This window comes from Pseudomonas sp. App30, assembly GCF_047947025.1.
Lineage (GTDB): Bacteria > Pseudomonadota > Gammaproteobacteria > Pseudomonadales > Pseudomonadaceae > Aquipseudomonas.
Genome location: NZ_CP133165.1, coordinates 789,752 through 805,929, shown reverse-complemented (window position 1 = coordinate 805,929; position 16,178 = coordinate 789,752). Strand labels below are relative to the sequence as shown.

12 protein-coding genes are annotated in these 16,178 nt (G+C 67.7%); 5 read left to right on the top strand and 7 right to left on the bottom strand.

The window, feature by feature from the left end; all coding sequences use genetic code 11:
- The first annotated feature begins 317 nt into the window (after positions 1-317).
- Complete coding sequence (locus tag RAM80_RS03505) at positions 318-701, top strand: DUF2784 domain-containing protein (protein WP_416424847.1); 384 nt, start codon at positions 318-320, stop codon at positions 699-701.
- On the opposite strand, the gene RAM80_RS03500 is transcribed toward RAM80_RS03505, so the two are convergent.
- Positions 691-1,560, bottom strand: coding sequence for an isocitrate lyase/PEP mutase family protein (locus tag RAM80_RS03500; protein ID WP_027980448.1), 870 nt, complete (start codon positions 1,558-1,560; stop codon positions 691-693). The genes RAM80_RS03505 and RAM80_RS03500 overlap by 11 nt on opposite strands.
- A 300-nt stretch (positions 1,561-1,860) precedes the next feature.
- Positions 1,861-2,184 (bottom strand): DUF305 domain-containing protein, encoded by a 324-nt coding sequence (locus tag RAM80_RS03495; RefSeq protein WP_416424846.1) that lies wholly within the window; start codon positions 2,182-2,184, stop codon positions 1,861-1,863.
- A 212-nt stretch (positions 2,185-2,396) separates the two neighbouring features.
- On the opposite strand from RAM80_RS03495, the gene RAM80_RS03490 reads away from it, so the two are divergent.
- The 3 genes from RAM80_RS03490 to RAM80_RS03480 are packed head-to-tail and all read left to right on the top strand — an operon-like array spanning position 2,397 to position 6,143.
- Positions 2,397-3,638: an acyl-CoA dehydrogenase family protein gene (locus RAM80_RS03490; protein ID WP_416424845.1), complete on the top strand. Its 1,242-nt coding sequence runs from the start codon at positions 2,397-2,399 to the stop codon at positions 3,636-3,638.
- A gap of 37 nt (positions 3,639-3,675) precedes the next feature.
- On the top strand, positions 3,676-4,722 hold the full coding sequence (locus tag RAM80_RS03485) for an NADP(H)-dependent aldo-keto reductase (protein ID WP_416424844.1): 1,047 nt from the start codon (positions 3,676-3,678) through the stop codon (positions 4,720-4,722).
- Between the two features lie 17 nt (positions 4,723-4,739).
- Positions 4,740-6,143 (top strand): LLM class flavin-dependent oxidoreductase, encoded by a 1,404-nt coding sequence (locus RAM80_RS03480; RefSeq protein WP_416424843.1) that lies wholly within the window; start codon positions 4,740-4,742, stop codon positions 6,141-6,143.
- A 5-nt stretch (positions 6,144-6,148) separates the two neighbouring features.
- Here the strand turns inward: RAM80_RS03480 and RAM80_RS03475 are convergent, their stop codons facing one another.
- From RAM80_RS03475 to RAM80_RS03455, 5 genes are all read right to left on the bottom strand, one after another.
- The gene (locus RAM80_RS03475; RefSeq protein ID WP_416424842.1) at positions 6,149-9,415 is read right to left on the bottom strand and encodes a carboxyl transferase domain-containing protein; all 3,267 of its coding nucleotides are present in this window, start codon (positions 9,413-9,415) and stop codon (positions 6,149-6,151) included.
- A complete protein-coding gene (locus RAM80_RS03470) occupies positions 9,412-10,521 on the bottom strand; it encodes an AMP-binding protein (RefSeq protein ID WP_416424841.1) in 1,110 nt (369 codons plus the stop codon). Before RAM80_RS03470 ends, RAM80_RS03475 begins: the two co-directional genes overlap by 4 nt.
- Positions 10,522-10,721: 200 nt before the next feature.
- Entirely contained in the window at positions 10,722-12,251 is a 1,530-nt protein-coding gene (locus RAM80_RS03465; protein ID WP_416424840.1) for an FAD-dependent monooxygenase, read from the bottom strand.
- Between the two features lie 858 nt (positions 12,252-13,109).
- Positions 13,110-13,367, bottom strand: coding sequence for a hypothetical protein (locus RAM80_RS03460; protein ID WP_416424839.1), 258 nt, complete (start codon positions 13,365-13,367; stop codon positions 13,110-13,112).
- A 230-nt stretch (positions 13,368-13,597) separates the two neighbouring features.
- Positions 13,598-15,340, bottom strand: a complete 1,743-nt coding sequence (locus RAM80_RS03455) for a cytochrome c biogenesis protein DipZ (protein ID WP_416424838.1) — start codon at positions 15,338-15,340, stop codon at positions 13,598-13,600.
- A gap of 166 nt (positions 15,341-15,506) precedes the next feature.
- On the opposite strand from RAM80_RS03455, the gene RAM80_RS03450 reads away from it, so the two are divergent.
- Entirely contained in the window at positions 15,507-16,166 is a 660-nt protein-coding gene (locus tag RAM80_RS03450) for a M24 family metallopeptidase (protein WP_416424837.1), read from the top strand.
- The last annotated feature ends 12 nt before the right edge of the window (positions 16,167-16,178 follow it).

Sequence of the window (16,178 nt, the reverse complement as noted above, 5' to 3'; positions counted from 1 at the left end):
AGACAAAATTGTTTTTTTTGGACGCGTACGGGGTCTCAGGCGGGTGAGGGTGGCCAGGGGCTGGCGGTGCTCGCCCGGTGATGTCCGGTACAACGGGTCGGCAGTGTGCCAAACGCGTCAAATATGTCAAACGTTTACAGCGTGCTAGCGGAAAATTAGCGACGTCGTTTTTGCTAAAAACAACATAACTATATGATTGATAACGAATTAAATTGCCAGATATTTTGGTCGGCTTGTCAATAATTCTGGACCTGTGCCGCCCTTGATCCTCGCCGCGCCGGGGCCGACAATGGCGAAAACAACGCGCAAGGATTCCCATGTTCTATTCCATGGCAGCCAACGGACTGGTGCTGTTTCACGGCCTGTTCATTATTTTTGTACTGCTGGGCGGGCTGTTGCTGCTCAAGTGGCGGCGCCTGATCTGGCTGCACCTGCCGGCGGCGGCCTGGGGCGTGGCGGTGGAGGTGTTTCACCTGACCTGTCCGCTGACGTACTGGGAGAACCTGATGCGCCTGCAGGCGGGGCAGCAGGGCTATGCGGGGGGGTATGTGGAGCACTACCTGCTGCCAGTGATCTACCCGGCCGGGCTGACGGCGGGTATCCAGCTGGTGCTGGGCAGCGTGGTGCTGCTGATCAATGGCACGGTCTACTGGCGGTTGTGCCGCCGGTGGCGTGGTGAAGCGTTGCGGCCTATTCCTTGACGTCCATGAACTCGCGGGCCCAGGCCACGTAGCTCTCAGGCAGGGTGTAGGTGTGGGTCAGCTCGGTGGCACTCAGGTTCTGGGTGCTGCGGGTGAGCTTGCGCTGTTCGCGCAGGGAGTCGTAGGTGGCCTTGATGGCGGCGAAGTAGGCGCCGTGGCCGTCGACGCTGATGCGCACGCCCAGTTTCGCCAGGCGGTCGTCGTCCTGCAGCGCCGGGTTGCCGTAGGTCACCAGCATCAGCGGCACGCTGAGGTGCTGGGCGATCTCTTCCAGGTGGTCGAAATCACGTACACCCACCATGCAGATGCCATCGGCGCCGGCTTCCTGGTAGGCCTTGGTGCGGGCGATCACGTCTTCGGTGCTCAGCACGCCGGCGTGGGTGCGGGCGATGATGGTCAGCTCCGGGTCGATGCGCGCTTCCAGGGCGGCCTTGATCTTGCCGATGCCTTCGGCCACCGAGATCAGGTCGGTGGACTTGCGGCCGAACTGGGCGGGCAGCAGGGTGTCTTCGATGGTCAGCGCGGCGACGCCGGCGCGTTCCAGCTCGGCCACGGTGCGCATCACGTTGAGGGCGTTGCCGTAGCCGTGGTCGGCGTCGGCGATGAACGGCAGCTGGGCCACGCGGCCGATGCGGGTGGCCTGTTCGACGAATTCGCTCAGGGTGATCAGCGCGAAGTCCGGGGCGCCCAGCACTTGCAGGGAGGCCACCGAGCCGCCGAGGATGCCGACTTCAAAGCCCAGGTCGGCGGCGATGCGCGCCGACATCGGGTCGAACACGGAGGCGGTGTGGAAGCAGGCGTTGGAAGCGAGCAGCTGGCGGAATGCGCGACGCAAACCTTGGTGGGAAATTCTGGGCATGAGCGCTCCTCAGTGTGGCATCAATCGGTTTTACCGTCCGGGCCAAGATGAAATGGTGGGAGACTATCACACGCAATAGTACCGTTGATGTCGTTTTCGCATCATTCGATGCGTGGGCGTTATCAACAGCTTAAACGTTTCAGGTATGAACAATCCCACCACTGATCGGCGATTATACAGTGCGGGATCAAGGACTTGTACCCGCTGCTTGCCTGTGGGAGCTGGCTTGCCAGCGAGCTGTTGGGGCCTAAAAAGCTCGCTGGCAAGCCAGCTCCCACAAGGTAGCCGCAGCCACGGGAATTATTTGGGTTGCTTGGCCAGCCAGGCCTTCATCTGCGCGATCTCGGCGTCCTGGGCCTTGATGATGCCTTCGGCCAGCTTGCGGATCTCCGGGTCCTTGCCGTACTTGAGTTCGGTCTTGGCCATGTCCACCGCGCCCTGGTGGTGGGGCAGCATGCCCTGCACGAACAGCACGTCGGGGTTGTCGCTGGTGGCGTTCATGTTCATGTCCGCCGACATGCCGTGGGCGGCGTGCTGGTACTCGGCCTTCATGGCGGCGTTGTCATCGGCGTAGGCAGCGCCGCACAAGGTGGTGGCGAGCATGAAACTCAAGAGTTTGATCACGGTGTGCTCCTGCTGGTCGAAAAGGTGCAGGGTAGACCTTGCCATGGGGGGAAGGTCAAGGCCAGGTGTACGCCCTGCAACAGCGTTCCCACACTCTGCCAGCCAGCCAACAAGCCGCCTGCCGCAGGCCCCTTGGAAACACGGGCCCAGGGCCTTGGCACGCTCGCTGCAATGAGCTTCCCGGCGCGTCCCACCCCGCACAAGGAAGCCTCATGACTGCCCCGACCTACGAACACCTGCACCGGCGCTTCGCCGACGTCTTCACCCGCATCCAGGCCACCGCCGTGGCCCGCGAGCAGCAGCGCGAGCTGGCCCACGACGCCGTGGCCTGGCTGCGCGCGGCGGGCTTCGGCGCCTTGCGCGTGCCGGTGGCCCACGGCGGCCTGGGGGCCAGCTTGCCGCAGCTGTTCCAACTGCTGATCGAGCTGGGCGCCGCCGACTCCAACCTGCCGCAGATCGTGCGCGCGCACTTCGGCTTCGTCGAAGGCCGGCTGTCGAGCCGCGACGCCGCGTCCCAGGCCTACTGGTTGCCCAAGGCCGCCGACGGCCAGCTGTGGGGCGCGGCCATGGCCGAGCGCAGCGACACCTCGCGCAACGCGGTGAGCCTGAGCGCCGCAGAGCCCGGCAACCGCGCGGCCGGTTGGCTGCTGGACGGCGAGAAGTATTACTGCACCGGCACCCTGTACGCCGACTGGATTGCCGCCATTGCCGTGGACGGCGACGACTTTGTCAGCGTCTCGGTGCCCACCGATGCCCCCGGCGTCACCGTGGAAGATGACTGGGACGGCTTCGGCCAGCGCCTCACCGGCAGCGGCACCACGCGCTTCACGGCGGTGAAGGTGCCCGAGCAGCACGTGGTGCGGCGCTTCAAGAAGGACGAGCTGCGCAACGAGTCCTACCTCAGCGCCTTCTACCAGCTGTTCCACCTGGCCACCCTGGCTGGCATCGCCGACGCGGTGCTGCGCGACGCCAGCGACTTCGTCCGTGGCCGCACCCGCGGCTTCGGTATTCCCGGCCAGTCCAGCCCCAAGGATGACCCGCTGGTGCAGCGGGTCATCGGCCGCCTGTCGAGCCTGGCCTACGCGGCGCGCACCCAGGTGCTGGCCGTGGCCCAGGTGCTGCAGGACGTGCACGAGGCGGAGCAGGGCGCGCGGGCAACCGAGGCGCATTACACCGAGGCCGAGATCCGCGCCTACCAGGCCCAGCAGATTGTGCTGGAGCAGGTGCTGGAAGCCACCACGCTGCTGTTCGAAGTGGGCGGCGCCTCGGCCACCAGCACCAGCCGGCGCTTCGACCGCCACTGGCGCAACGCCCGCACCCTGGCCTCGCACAACCCGGCCATCTACCGCGAGCGGGCACTGGGCAACTACTACCTCAACGGCGTCACCCCCCATGCCGCCTGGCGCAGCCTGCAGGCCGACGAAGCCGTGCACGACGAAGCCAGCGCGGTGTGAACGGCGACTTTCATTGATTGCAAAAAAAGGATCACCCATGCGTTACCGCCAATTGGGCAACAGCGACATCAAGGTCAGCGTGCTGGGCCTGGGCACCATGACCTGGGGCCATCAGAACAGCGAGGCCGACGCCCACCAGCAGATCGACCTGGCCCTGGCCGAAGGCATCAACCTGATCGACACCGCCGAGATGTACCCCACACCCACCCGCGCCGAGACCTGGCGCACCACCGAGCGCTACATCGGCACCTGGCTGGCCGCCAGCGGCCGGCGCGCCGACGTGGTGCTGGCCAGCAAGGTGGCCGGGCCCTCGCGTGACGGCCAGGTGCACATTCGCGACGGCCTGAGCCGCCACGACCGGCGCAACATCGTCGAAGCCCTGGACGGCAGCCTCAAGCGTTTGAACACCGACTACCTGGACCTGTACCAGCTGCACTGGCCGGACCGCACCACCAATATCTTCGGCCAGCGCGAATACCCCTACGTCGACGACAGCCACAGCGTGGCCATCGAGGAAACCCTGGCGGTGCTGGCCGAGCAGGTGCAGGCCGGCAAGATCCGCCACATCGGCGTGTCCAACGAAACCCCGTGGGGCGTGGCCCAGTTCCTCAAGCACAGCGAGCGCCTGGGCCTGCCGCGCATCGTCAGCATCCAGAACCCCTACAGCCTGCTCAACCGCCTGTACGAGGGCGGCCTGTCGGAGTTCAGCCACCGCGAGGGCGTGAGCCTGCTGGCCTATTCGCCGCTGGCCTTCGGCGCGCTCACCGGCAAGTACCTGGGCGGCGCGCGGCCCGAAGGCTCGCGGCTGTCGGCGGTGTACCGCACCTTCAACCGCTATGACAGCGCCGCGGCCCAGGAGGCCATCGCCGGCTACGTTGGCGTGGCCCTGGAGCACGGCCTGACCCCGGCGCAACTGGCCCTGGCCTACCTGCTGGACAAGCCGTTCGTGGCCAGCGCGCTCACCGGCCAGACCAGCCTGGCACAGCTGCGCGACAACCTCGGCGCGCTGGACGTGGTGCTGAGCGCCGAGGTCAAGGCGCAGGTGCAGGCCATCCACCAGCGCCTCCCCAATCCGGCCCCCTGAGCAAAGGAGTAAAGGCAGTGCCCAAGCAACTGCACGTCAACCTGTTCGAAATGAATTGCGTCAGCCACATCGTCCATGGCCTGTGGGTGCACCCGGAGAACAACCGCCACCGCTTCAACGACCTCGACTACTGGACCGAACTGGCGCAGCTGCTGGAACACGGCACCTTCGACGGTGTGTTCCTGGCCGATGTGATCGGCACCTACGACCGCTTCCGCGACGGCCCGGAAACCGCGCTGCGCGAAGCCATGCAGATCCCCAGCAACGACCCGCTGCTGGTGATCCCGGCCATGGCCGCGGTGACCCGTAACCTGGGCTTCGGCGCCACCTTCTCCACCACCTACGAACCGCCGTTCGCCTTCGCGCGGCGCATGAGCACCCTCGACCACCTGACCAAGGGGCGGGTGGGGTGGAACATCGTCACCTCGTACCTGCCCAACGCGGCGCGCAACTTCGGCCATGCCACCGAGGTGGTGCACGACCACCGCTACGAGATCGCCGACGAGTACCTGGACGTGCTGTACAAGCTGTGGGAAGGCTCGTGGGACGACGACGCCGTGGTGCAGGACCGCGAGCGCCGGGTGTACACCGACCCCAGCAAGGTGCGCTACATCGACCACGTCGGCGAGCACTTCAAGGTGGCCGGCCCGCACCTGTGCCAGCCGTCGCGGCAGCGCACGCCGGTGCTGTTCCAGGCTACCGGCTCGCCGGCCGGCATCGAGTTCGCCGGGCGCCATGCCGAGGTGGTGTTCACCGGCGGCGAGGACACCGCGGCAGTGCGCGCCAACATCCACGCCATGCGCCAGCAGGCCATTGCCCACGGGCGCGACCCGGCGGGGCTGAAGTTCATCGTCATGGCCGGGGTGATCGTCGGGCGCACGGACGAGGAGGTCAGCCGCAAGTTGGATAGCTATCGCCAGTTGATGAGCGTCGAGGCGTCGCTGGTGCACGCCCAGGCCGCCGTGGACTTGACCGCCTACCCGCGCGACACCTTGATCAGCGACCTGATCGAGCGCCAGGTCAAGGGCTGGGAAAGCCTGCAGCGCTACCTGCCGTCGACCACGGTGGGCGCGGTGCTGGCGCGGCTGGAGGGCTTCAACCGCGAGCGCTTCTTCGTCGCCGGCACGCCGACGGTGGTGGCCGACCAGATCGAGAAGTGGCTGGACGAGGACGGCATCGACGGCATCAACCTGCGCCAGTACCTGACCTTCGAGACCGCCCGCGACTTCATCGAACTGGTGGTGCCGGAGCTGCGCCGCCGCGGCCGGTTCCGCGAGTGCTACAACGACGGCGAAACCCTGCGCGAACGGCTGTTCGGCGCCGGCAACGCGCGGCTGCCCAGCGACCACTTCGGCGCCCGCTACCGCGACCCGGCCACCCTGCGCGAGCCGGCGCGGCCGCTGCGTTTTCCGTCACCCTAGGCGCATTACCAGGTATCGACGAACCCCGGCGCGCTGCCGTGCTTGCGTGGCGGCAGGGCGTTCAGGCCGCGGATCAGCCAGGCGCGGGTGTCCTGCGGGTCGATCACGGCATCGATCTCGAGGAAGCTGGCCATGTTGATGGCCTTGCCGTTCTGGTAGGCCTTGGCCACCAGCTTGTCGTACAGCGCCTGGCGCGCCTCGGGGCTCGGTTGCGCCGCCAGTTCCTTGGCGAAGCCCAGCTGCACCGCACCCTCCAGGCCCATGGCGCCGAACTCGGCGCTGGGCCAGGCGATGGTGAACACCGGGCTGTGGAAGCTGCCGGCGGCCATGGCCTGGGCGCCCAGGCCGTAGCCCTTGCGCAGCACCACGGTGAAGAACGGCACGCTGAGGCTGGCAGCGGTGACGAACAGCCGTGACACATGGCGTACCGTGGCCTGCTGTTCCGCCGCCGGGCCGACCATGAAGCCTGGGGTGTCGCACAACGACAGCAGCGGCAGGCCGAAGCGCTCGCACAGCTGCATGAAGCGCGCGGCCTTGTCGCCGGCCGCAGCGTCGATGGCGCCGCCCAGGTGCAGCGGGTTGTTGGCCAGCAGGCCGAACGGCCGGCCTTCGATGCGCACCAGCGCGGTGATCAGTCCGGGGGCGAAGTCGCGGCGCAGCTCCAGGCAGGACGCCTCGTCCACCAGGGTGTCGATCAGCGTGCGAATGTCGTAGCCACGCAGGCGGTTTGCCGGGATGGCCTGGCGCAGCAGGCGCTGGTCGGCGCACTGCCAGTCGTTCAGCGGGCCCTGGAAGTAGGCCAGGTAACGCTTGGCCATCTCAACCGCCTGCGCCTGGTCGTCGACCAGCACGTCGATCACGCCATTGGCGCTCTGCACGTGGCTGGGGCCGACTTCTTCGGCGCTGAAACGGCCCAGGCCACCGCCCTCGATCATCGCCGGGCCGGCCATGCCGATGCTGGCGTCGCGGGTGGCGATGATCACGTGGCAGCAGCCCAGCAGGGCGGCGTTGCCGGCAAAGCAACGGCCCGAGACCACGCCCACCAACGGCACCTGCGCCGACAGCCCGGCCATGGCCACGAAGGTGTGGCAGTCCAGGCCCGCCACGCCAACGAAATCGGTGTCGCCGGGGCGGCCACCGCCGCCTTCGGCAAACAGCACCACCGGCAGCTGCCACTCGCGCGCCAGGCCCAGCAGGCGGTCGGTCTTCTTATGGTTCATCATGCCCTGGGTGCCGGCAAACACGCTGTAGTCGTAGGCCAGCACCAGGCAGCGCGCGGCCTGGGCGCCGAACAGCGCGGCGTTGACCGTGCCGGTGCCGGCCACCAGGCCGTCTGCCGGGCTCTGGGCGATCAACTCTTCGAGGCTGCGCCGGCGGCGCTGGGCGGCCAGCGCCAGGTTGCCGTATTCGCTGAAACTGCCCGGGTCGAGCAGGTCGGCGAGGTTTTCCCGGGTGGTGCGCAAGCCCTTGGCGTGGCGCTTGGCCACCGCCTCGGGGCGGCGTTCATCCAGCGTCAGCGCGTGCCATTCCAGGGCCTCGGCGAGGTCGGCGCGCATTTCGTCAAGGTCCACGGCCCGTTCGTTATTGTCCTCGTCGGCGGCCAGGTCCGCTGGCTGCAGAATCAACAAGGGCTGGCCCTCGCTGATGGTGTCGCCAGGGCTGCCCAGCAACTGCTGGACGACGGCGTCGCGGTCGGCCTTGAGCACGAAGTGCATCTTCATGGCTTCCAGCACGGCCAGCTCCTGGCCCTGGCGCACGTGGTCGCCGGGCGCCACCTCATGGCTGACCAGCACGCCCTGGCCCGGCGCGGTCGCCGCCACGCTGCCGGGCGGCAGTTGTAGCGGCGCCTGACTGGGCCCGGATGGCGCCACCGCGGCCGCGGCGAACAGGCTGGGGTGCGGCACTGCGGGCGCTGCCAGCAACGCTGGCAACTGGGCGCCGATGAAACCGGTGGTCAGCGCCTGCCGGGCCAGCTCCGGGCGCAACAGCAGGTTCTGCAGGAAACCGAGGTTGCTGGCCACGCCCTCCAGGCGGAACTCGCACAGCGCCCGGTAGGCGCGGCGCAGCGCGGTGGGCAGGTCATCGGCGTGGACCACCAGCTTGGCCAGCAGCGAGTCGAAGCCGGGGTGGCTGTGCAGGCCGGCGTACCCGCAGCCGTCCACCCGCAGGCCGCTGCCGCTGGGCGGTTCATAGGCGCTGATTAGGCCGCCGCTGGCGCGCGCGCTGCCGTCGGCCTGCATGCGCTCCAGGTTGATCCGCGCCTGTACGGCCACGCCCTGGGCACGCGGCGGCGCGGCCAGGCCCAGCTCGGCCAGGCTGTGGCCTTGGGCCAGGCGCAGTTGGGCCTGCACCAGATCGACGCCGGTGATGGCCTCGGTGATGGTGTGTTCCACCTGCAGGCGCGGGTTGGCCTCCATGAACACGAACTGGCCAGCGGTCTCGTCGACGAGAAACTCGAAGGTGCCGATGCCCTGGTATTCGCAGGCGCGTGCCAGGCTCAGGGCGGCGTCCAGCAGCGCCAGGCGCAGGGCCGGGGCGAGGAAGGGCGCGGGGGCGATTTCCAGCAGCTTCTGGTGCTGGCGTTGCAGGCTGCAGTCGCGTTCCCACAGGTGGCTGACGGCGTGGCCGTCGCCCACCACCTGCACTTCGATATGCCGCGCGGCTTCGATCAGGCGCTCGGCGTACAGCGCGTCCTGGCCGAAGGCGGCCAGGGCCTCGGCCTGGCACAGGGGGAAGGCGGCCAGCAGTTCGGCCTCGCTGCGCACCGCGCGCACGCCACGGCCACCGCCGCCCGCCAGGGCCTTGAGCATGATGGGGCCGTGTTGCAGCAGCTGGCGCGCCGTGGCCAGGTCGATGGCACCAGCGCTGCCGGTGGCGATCGGCACGCCGCAGCGCGCGGCCAGGGCGCGGGCCTGGGCCTTGTCGCCCAGCAGCGCCAGGGCCTGGGGCGACGGCCCGACGAAGATCAGCCCGGCTGCCGCGCAGTCGCGGGCGAAGTCGGCGTTTTCGCTGAGAAAACCGTAGCCGGGGTGGATGGCCTGGCAGCCGTGGTCACGGGCAATGGCGACCAGCTGCGCCCGCTCCAGGTAGGCCGGGGCGCCGCGGCCGCGCAGGGCTACCTGTTCGTCGGCCTTGCGCCGGTGCAGGGCGTCGCCGTCGTCCTCGCTGAACACGGCCACGCTGGTGATGCCCAGTTCGGCGGCGGCGCGGGCGATGCGGATGGCGATTTCGCCACGGTTGGCGATCAGCAGGCGGGTGATGGCTGGGGTCACAGTAGGGCTTCCAATTCCTGTTTCTTGACTTTGCCGGTGGCGGTCATGGGCAGGCCCTCGACCAGGCGCACCTGCGGGACTTTGTAGCGGGCCATGGCGCCCAGGCACCACTGCACCAGACTGTCGGCGGTTTCCTCGCTGCCAGGCTTGAGCACGATGAAGGCCACCGGCTCCTGGCCGCGCACCGCGTGGGCGCGCCCCAGCACCGCGCTGGCCAGCACGGCGGGGTGCTGGCCCAGCAGCGCCTCCAGCTCGCTGGGGAACACCAGGCTGCAGCCGCTGTAGAGGGGGAACAGCAAGCCGGCGTTTTCCCCGGCGATCCAGAACTGCGGCAGGAAGTTCAGGCTCACCGCGTGGCGGTCGCAGCCCAGGGCGGTGGGCACGAAGCTGGCGCAGGTGTAGAGCATGTCGCGGTGGGTGTGGATGCAGCCCTTGGGCAGGCCGGTGGTGCCGCCGGTGTAGTTGAGCGCGGCGATGTCGTCGAGCTGCACGGGATGTTCGGGCACGGCGGCCTGGCAGGCGGCGAGCGCCGGGTAGAAGTCCAGGGCGTCGGCCACTGGCCGTTTCGGCGCCTTCAACAGGTCGGGGACGGGCAGCGTGGGTCGCGCCGGGCGCAGTTCGCTGAGGCTGGTGGCGATCAAGGTGCGCAGGGCGGTGCGGTCGCGTACTTGCTGCACCAGCGGCAGCAGTTGGTCGAGGCCGATCAGCACGGTGGCGCCGCAATCGCCAAGCTGGTGGGCCAGCTCCAGGTGCTGGGACAGCGGGCTGACCGGGGCGTGCACGGCGCCGCATTTGAGAATGCCGAGGAAGGCAATGTGCATTTGCGGGCAATTGGGCAGCAGCACGGCGACCCGGTCGCCCGCCGCCACGCCCAGGCTGCGCAGCAGCGCGGCGCAACGGTCGCTGAGCTGGTCCAGCTCGCGGTAGGTCAGGCTGTGGCCGTAGAAGTGCAGGGCCGGGTGGTCAGGCTGGACCGTTGCCCAATGACGCAGGTATTCGGTGAGCGGCCGTTCGCCCAGGGGGTATTGGGCGGTGCGGGGCACGTCGGCGGGCCAGGCCTGGGCCCAGCGTTGCTGTAGCTGTGCCAGGTAGGTTGCTTCGTCCATGGAGTGGCCTCGGCGGGGGCGGGTGGGGTCAGCTTAGCCATGTCCACCCTGTTGCCGGGGCAGGATCAGCCACGTGAATGCATGGCAATTTCCCGTAGCCGCTGCCGCCAGGCTGCGCTGGCCGGTGTACACCCGGGAGATCTTCAGTGGCACAAAGGGCCAGCGCAGCCTGCGGCAGCGGCTACGCCTTCGCGGGGCCGCTACAGTGCCGGTGGGCGGCGGGCGCTGCGGGCCAGGTAGTCGGTGAGGGTGATGGCCAGGTGGTCGCCGGTGGCCAGGGCCACGTAGCCGTCCGGGCGTATCAGGTACAGGGCGTTGCGGGCGAAGCCGGTGTGGTCGAAGGCGGCTTGCCAGGGGAAGACGTGCAGGGGCAGGCCTTCGGCTTCGCAGACCGCGCGCAGTTTTTCATCGGCGTCGCCGTACACGTGCACCTGCCATTCGATGGCTTTCAGCGGGGCGAAGTTGTCGGTGCCGTCGAAGGCCACCCAGGGCAGCCGATCGCCGCCATGCACGTGGCCGGCGACGCCGTCGCTGAGGGCGCTGTGGCGGTAGTGCAGGGTGAGCTGCGCCACGGTGCGGAACAGCCAGTCGCGCACCGGGCCCAGGGCCAGCGCCCTGGGAATCAGCAGCGGCGCCAGGCGGGTGCGCAGCAGGTCGGCCATGGGCCCCTGGGCGGTGGCGAAGGTGAACACGCGGTCGGTGGTGGCCACCAGCTGCCGGGCGAAGCCGATGCGTTCCTGCTCGTAGCTGTCCAGCAGGCTGTCGTCGGCGTTGCCCTTGAGCACGCTGGCCAGTTTCCACGCCAGGTTGATGGCGTCGCCGATGCCGGTGTTCATGCCTTGGCCGCCGGCCGGGCTGTGGATGTGCGCGGCGTCACCGAGCAGGAACACCCGGCCATGGCGGAACTGTTCGGTGACCCGGTGGTGCACGTGGTAGGTGGAGAACCAGTTCAGTTGGTCCACCTGCACCTTGAGGTGGTCGATGGCGCGGCGGCTGATGTCTTCGAACTGCAGGCTGTCAGCGCGGGCGGCACGCTCGTCGCGCACGGTGCCGATCAGCCGCGCGCGGCCGGTGCCGGCCAGTGGGAACACGGCCAGGAAGTCGGCTTCGTCGAGGTCCACGTGCAGCTCGCCATTGAACGCCGGGCCCTGGCCGACCACGTCGGCGACGTAGAACACCTGCTGGTAGGTGCCACCGGGAAAACCGCTGCCCAGGGCGTTGCGGGTGGTGGAGCGGGCGCCGTCGCAGCCGGCCAGGTAGCTGGCCACGCAGGACTCCAGGTGCCCGTCAGGGTGTTGCAGCTGCGCCAGCACCTGCTCGCCCTGGTCGACGAGGCCGCGCAGGGTCACGCCGCGCTCCACGCTGATGCCCTGGGCTTGCAGGCGTTCGATCAGCAGGCGTTCGTGTTCGTCCTGGGGGAATATCTCCAGGAAGCTGTAGGGCGTCAGGCCTTCGCCGATGTTGGAGAACGGCAGGTGCGCGACCGCCGTGCCCTTGACCCACAGGTTGATGGCGGCCACGGTGTGACCGTGGCGCAGGATGTGGTCGCTGAGGTCCAGTTGCTGGTAGAGCTCCAGGGTGCGGGCTTGTACCGCCAGGGCGCGGGAGGTGGTGCCGGGTTCCAGGGCCTGGTCGATGATGCGCGGCTGGATGCCCTGGGCGCTTAGCCACAGGGCCAGGGCAAGGCCGGTGGGGCCGGCACCGACGATGAGCACGTCGCAGCGTTGCATGGTGGTTACCTCGTGGACGGGGTAGATTCCAGTATGGCAGGGCGTAACTTGATCTGCTTTTGATCCGGCTTTTGATCCGGCTTTTGATGTGGCTTTTGATCTGGTTTTTGATGTGGTTTTTGATCTTGCTCTTGATCTTGATTGTATGCCCCGTAAAGCGCCCGGGCCGACTGGAGGCGTCGCTCAACGGGCTGCCCGAAGGGCCGAGGCCGCAGGCCGAAGAGACGGTAACCCGCAGGCTTCTATAGCGGGTGCCGTCTGCCCGTTGAGCGGCGCCGGAAGGAGGGGACCCGTAGCGCAGCGGAGGGCCCAAGCAGGGGCAAGCCTTTTTTGCTTACTTTTTGTGGCGTTTGACAAAAAGTGAGTCGGCGTAAGGCCGAAAAGGTGATTCTGCATCACCCTCGGTAATGGATATGGTCACGGATTTGGCATCCCGCTTCGGCGATTTCGAACATATCCATTTTCGCGGGGATACCACCGACCGTTTCGCCCTTACGGCGAGTAACTTTTTGGCAGTCGCCCCAAAAAGTCACCAAAAAGGGCTCGCCCCTGCTTGGGCCCTCCGCTGCGCTACGGGTCCCCTCCCTCCGGCGTCGCTCAAGCGGACGACGGCCCGGAATAGAAGCGCCTCCGGTTCCGTCTTCCCCGGCTACGCCAGGGACCGCTTGATCAACGCCTCCGGTCGGCCCGGGCGCTTAACGGGGCCAAGATCAAGATCAAAAACCAGATCAAAAGCCAGATCAAAAGCAAAAGCCAGATCAAAAACAGGATCAAAAGCCAGAGCCGGTGGCTCTCCGGGTTTGTTCTGGCATAAAAAAGCCCGGTTCAATGAACCGGGCCTGTTTGCCGCGCAGCATCTCAATAACGCTGATAGTCAGAACCAAACTCACGACGCACTTCCGCCACATAAATCGGCGCCTGCTGCTCCGCATGCTGGTGCGGCAGCACATGTTCGCTGCCGTTCTCGGCCATGCGCATGTTGCGGTCGCGGGCGTGTTCGGCGCCGTCCTGGGCCACGGTGGCCTGGGGGTGGCTGGTGACGGTCTGCGGGGTGGCAAAGGCGCTGCCGGTGGCCATCAGTGACAGGGCAAGGCTGAAGGTGATTACAGGTTTCATGGTGAGGCTCCAGAGTAGGTGGTGGAGAAGATGGAGCCAACTTTACGACCGGCCGCCGCGCAGGAAAAACTACCTGCGGGCATAGTGACTATCGATTTCGATGATTACCGCCATCGGCGCCTCTAGGGCGCCGGTTGGCGCAGGGCGCACAGGCGCCTGCGGCCATGGTCGGGGTTGATTCAGGCGCCGGGTCGAGCAACCCTGCACGTTCGCCCGGCCCTTGGCGGCGGTCAGCCAAAGGTGAAGGCATAGGCCGAGACACCCGGGTCAAGGAATTCGATGCTGAAGGTGTGCTGGCTGATGTCCCCCGGCTGGCGCACCAGCTGGTACAGGCGTTGCTCGGTGACCTGGCCGCTGCCGTCCGGCGCCACGTCGGTGCCGTGGGCGTCGCCCGGCGCCTTGCCGTCGATCAGCACCTTGAAGCGCACAGGCTGGCCGTTGGTGCCGGGGCCCAGCACCAGGTGCAGGTCGCGGGCCTGGAAGCGGTAGGCGATGCGGCCGTTGGCCTGGCTGAGGGTGGCCTGTTCGGCGCCGATTCGCCATTGGCCTTCCACGCCCCACTGGTTCAGCTGCGGCTGGGCCGGCAATTGGTAGTGGGCGTCCTTGTCGGCAGCCAGCGCCGGGGTGGAGGCGAAGTTTTCCGAGCGGCGGTAGCCCACGTAGGTTTCCGGCGAGCGCATGTCCTGGTTGTCGGCGGCCTGCTGCACGCCTTGGGCGTCGATGTTTACCAGGTCGCTGTTGAACTGGCCGTGGCCGGCTTCGCGCAACAGTTGCTGGATGACCCGTTCGGACTGCTCGTATTCGCCTTCGCCGAAGTGGTGGAAGCGGATCTTGCCGTGGGCGTCGACGAAGTAGTGGGCGGGCCAGTATTCGTTGTCGAAGGCGCGCCAGATCTTGTAGTCGTTGTCGATGGCCACCGGGTAGGTGATGCCGAGCTTCTTCATGGCCGCGGTGACGTTGCCCACGTCGCGCTCGAAGGCGAATTCGGGGGCGTGCACGCCGATCACCACCAGGCCCTGGTCGTGGTACTTGGCGGCCCAGGCCTTGAGGTAGGGCAGGGTGCGCAGGCAGTTGATGCAGGAGTAGGTCCAGAAGTCCACCAGCACCACCTTGCCCTTCAGCGCCTCGGCGGTCAGCGGTGGCGAGTTGAGCCATTGCACGGCGCCGTCCAGCGCCGGCAGGTCGCCTTCCACCGGCAACGGCTGGGTGTCGCTGACGGTGACCGCGGCGGCCTGCACGGGGCGGTTTTTCTCGCCCAGCACGCGGTCCACCAGGTGTTGTTCCAGGCCGCCGGTGCTGGCAGTGGATAGCTGCGCCAGCACGCCGGTGTCCAGGCCCAGGGCAATGGCGGCGACGCCGGCCAGCATCAAGGCGCCCAGGCCGCGGCGGATCCACTCGCCCACGCCCAGGGCGCGTTTCATGGCGGCGAACAGCTTGCCGCCCACCAGCAGCGCGGCGGCGAGCGAGGTGGCGGCGCCGGCGGCGTAGGCCAGCAGCAACAACGTGGTGCCGACGCTGGCGCCCTGCAGGGCGGCGCCGGTGAGCACCAGGCCGAGGATGGGGCCGGCGCAAGGCGCCCACAGCAGGCCGGTGGCCACGCCGATCAGGAACGAGGCGCCGGGGCGCGGCTGGTTGGTGGTGCCGGCGGCTTCCGACAGCCGGCTGCCGGCGGCCACCAACGGCCGGGTCAGGCGCTCGGCCAGTTGCGGCAGCAGCAGGGTCAGGCCGAACAGCGCCACGAACACCAGCGCCAGCCAGCGGCCATACTGATTCAACTGCACCACCCAGGCACCGCCCACCGCGGCCAGGGACGCCACCAGGGCGAAGGTCACGGCCATGCCGGCCAGCAGCGGCAGGCCGCTCTTGACGAAGGGCTGGCCGGTGCGGGCGAACACGAACGGCAGCACCGGCAGGATGCAGGGGCTGACGATGGTCAACACGCCCCCCAGGTAGACGATCAGTAGTAGCAGCATGAACTTGTCCTTTTCAGGCGGGGTGAATGGCGTTGTGGGAATGCTAACCATCCCGCGCTCGTGGAATCCTCACGGCCAGTTAAACATTTTGTGATATCTGCTGCGCAAGGTATCGCTATATAGTTGGCTGTATAGCGCTAATGGAACGATAACAGGAGTCACCGTGATGAATGCTTTCTCCAAAGAGGCCGTCGGCCCGTCCTACAGCCTGGCCTCGATGCAGCACGCCCAGGCCATGACCTGGCAGGCCATCGAGCTGCTGTCCCGGCGCATCGCGCCAGGCATGCTCGAATCCCAGGCCCGCGAGCTGGGCAAGCAGGTGCTGCAGGAGCTGGACATGCAGCGTATCTGGCACCCGCTGCTGGTGCGCTTTGGCGCCAACACCCTGAAGACCTTCAAGCAGCGTTCCGAGGGCGACCCGGTGCTGGGCGAGGACGACATCTACTTCATTGACATGGGCGCCGTGTGGCTAGGTCATGAAGGCGACGCCGGCGCCACGTTCACCACCGGCAGCGACCCGCAGAAAATCGCCTGCGCCGCCGCGGCCAAGGCCCTGTTCGACCGCGTCGAGGCCTTCTGGCGCGCCCAGCAGGTCACCGGCCAGGCGCTGTACGACTACGCCGACGCCCAGGCGCGGGAGATGGGCTGGGTGCTGAACCTGAACATCAAGGGCCACCGCGTCAGCGACTTCCCCCACGCCATCTACCGCGGCGGCGACCTGGGCGATTTCGAGCAGGCGCCCAACGCCGGGCTGTGGATCCTGGAGATCCAGCTGGCGCACCCGAGCCTGCCGTACGGCGCCTTCTACGAAGACCTGCTGGTGTAGCGCTATGGTTGT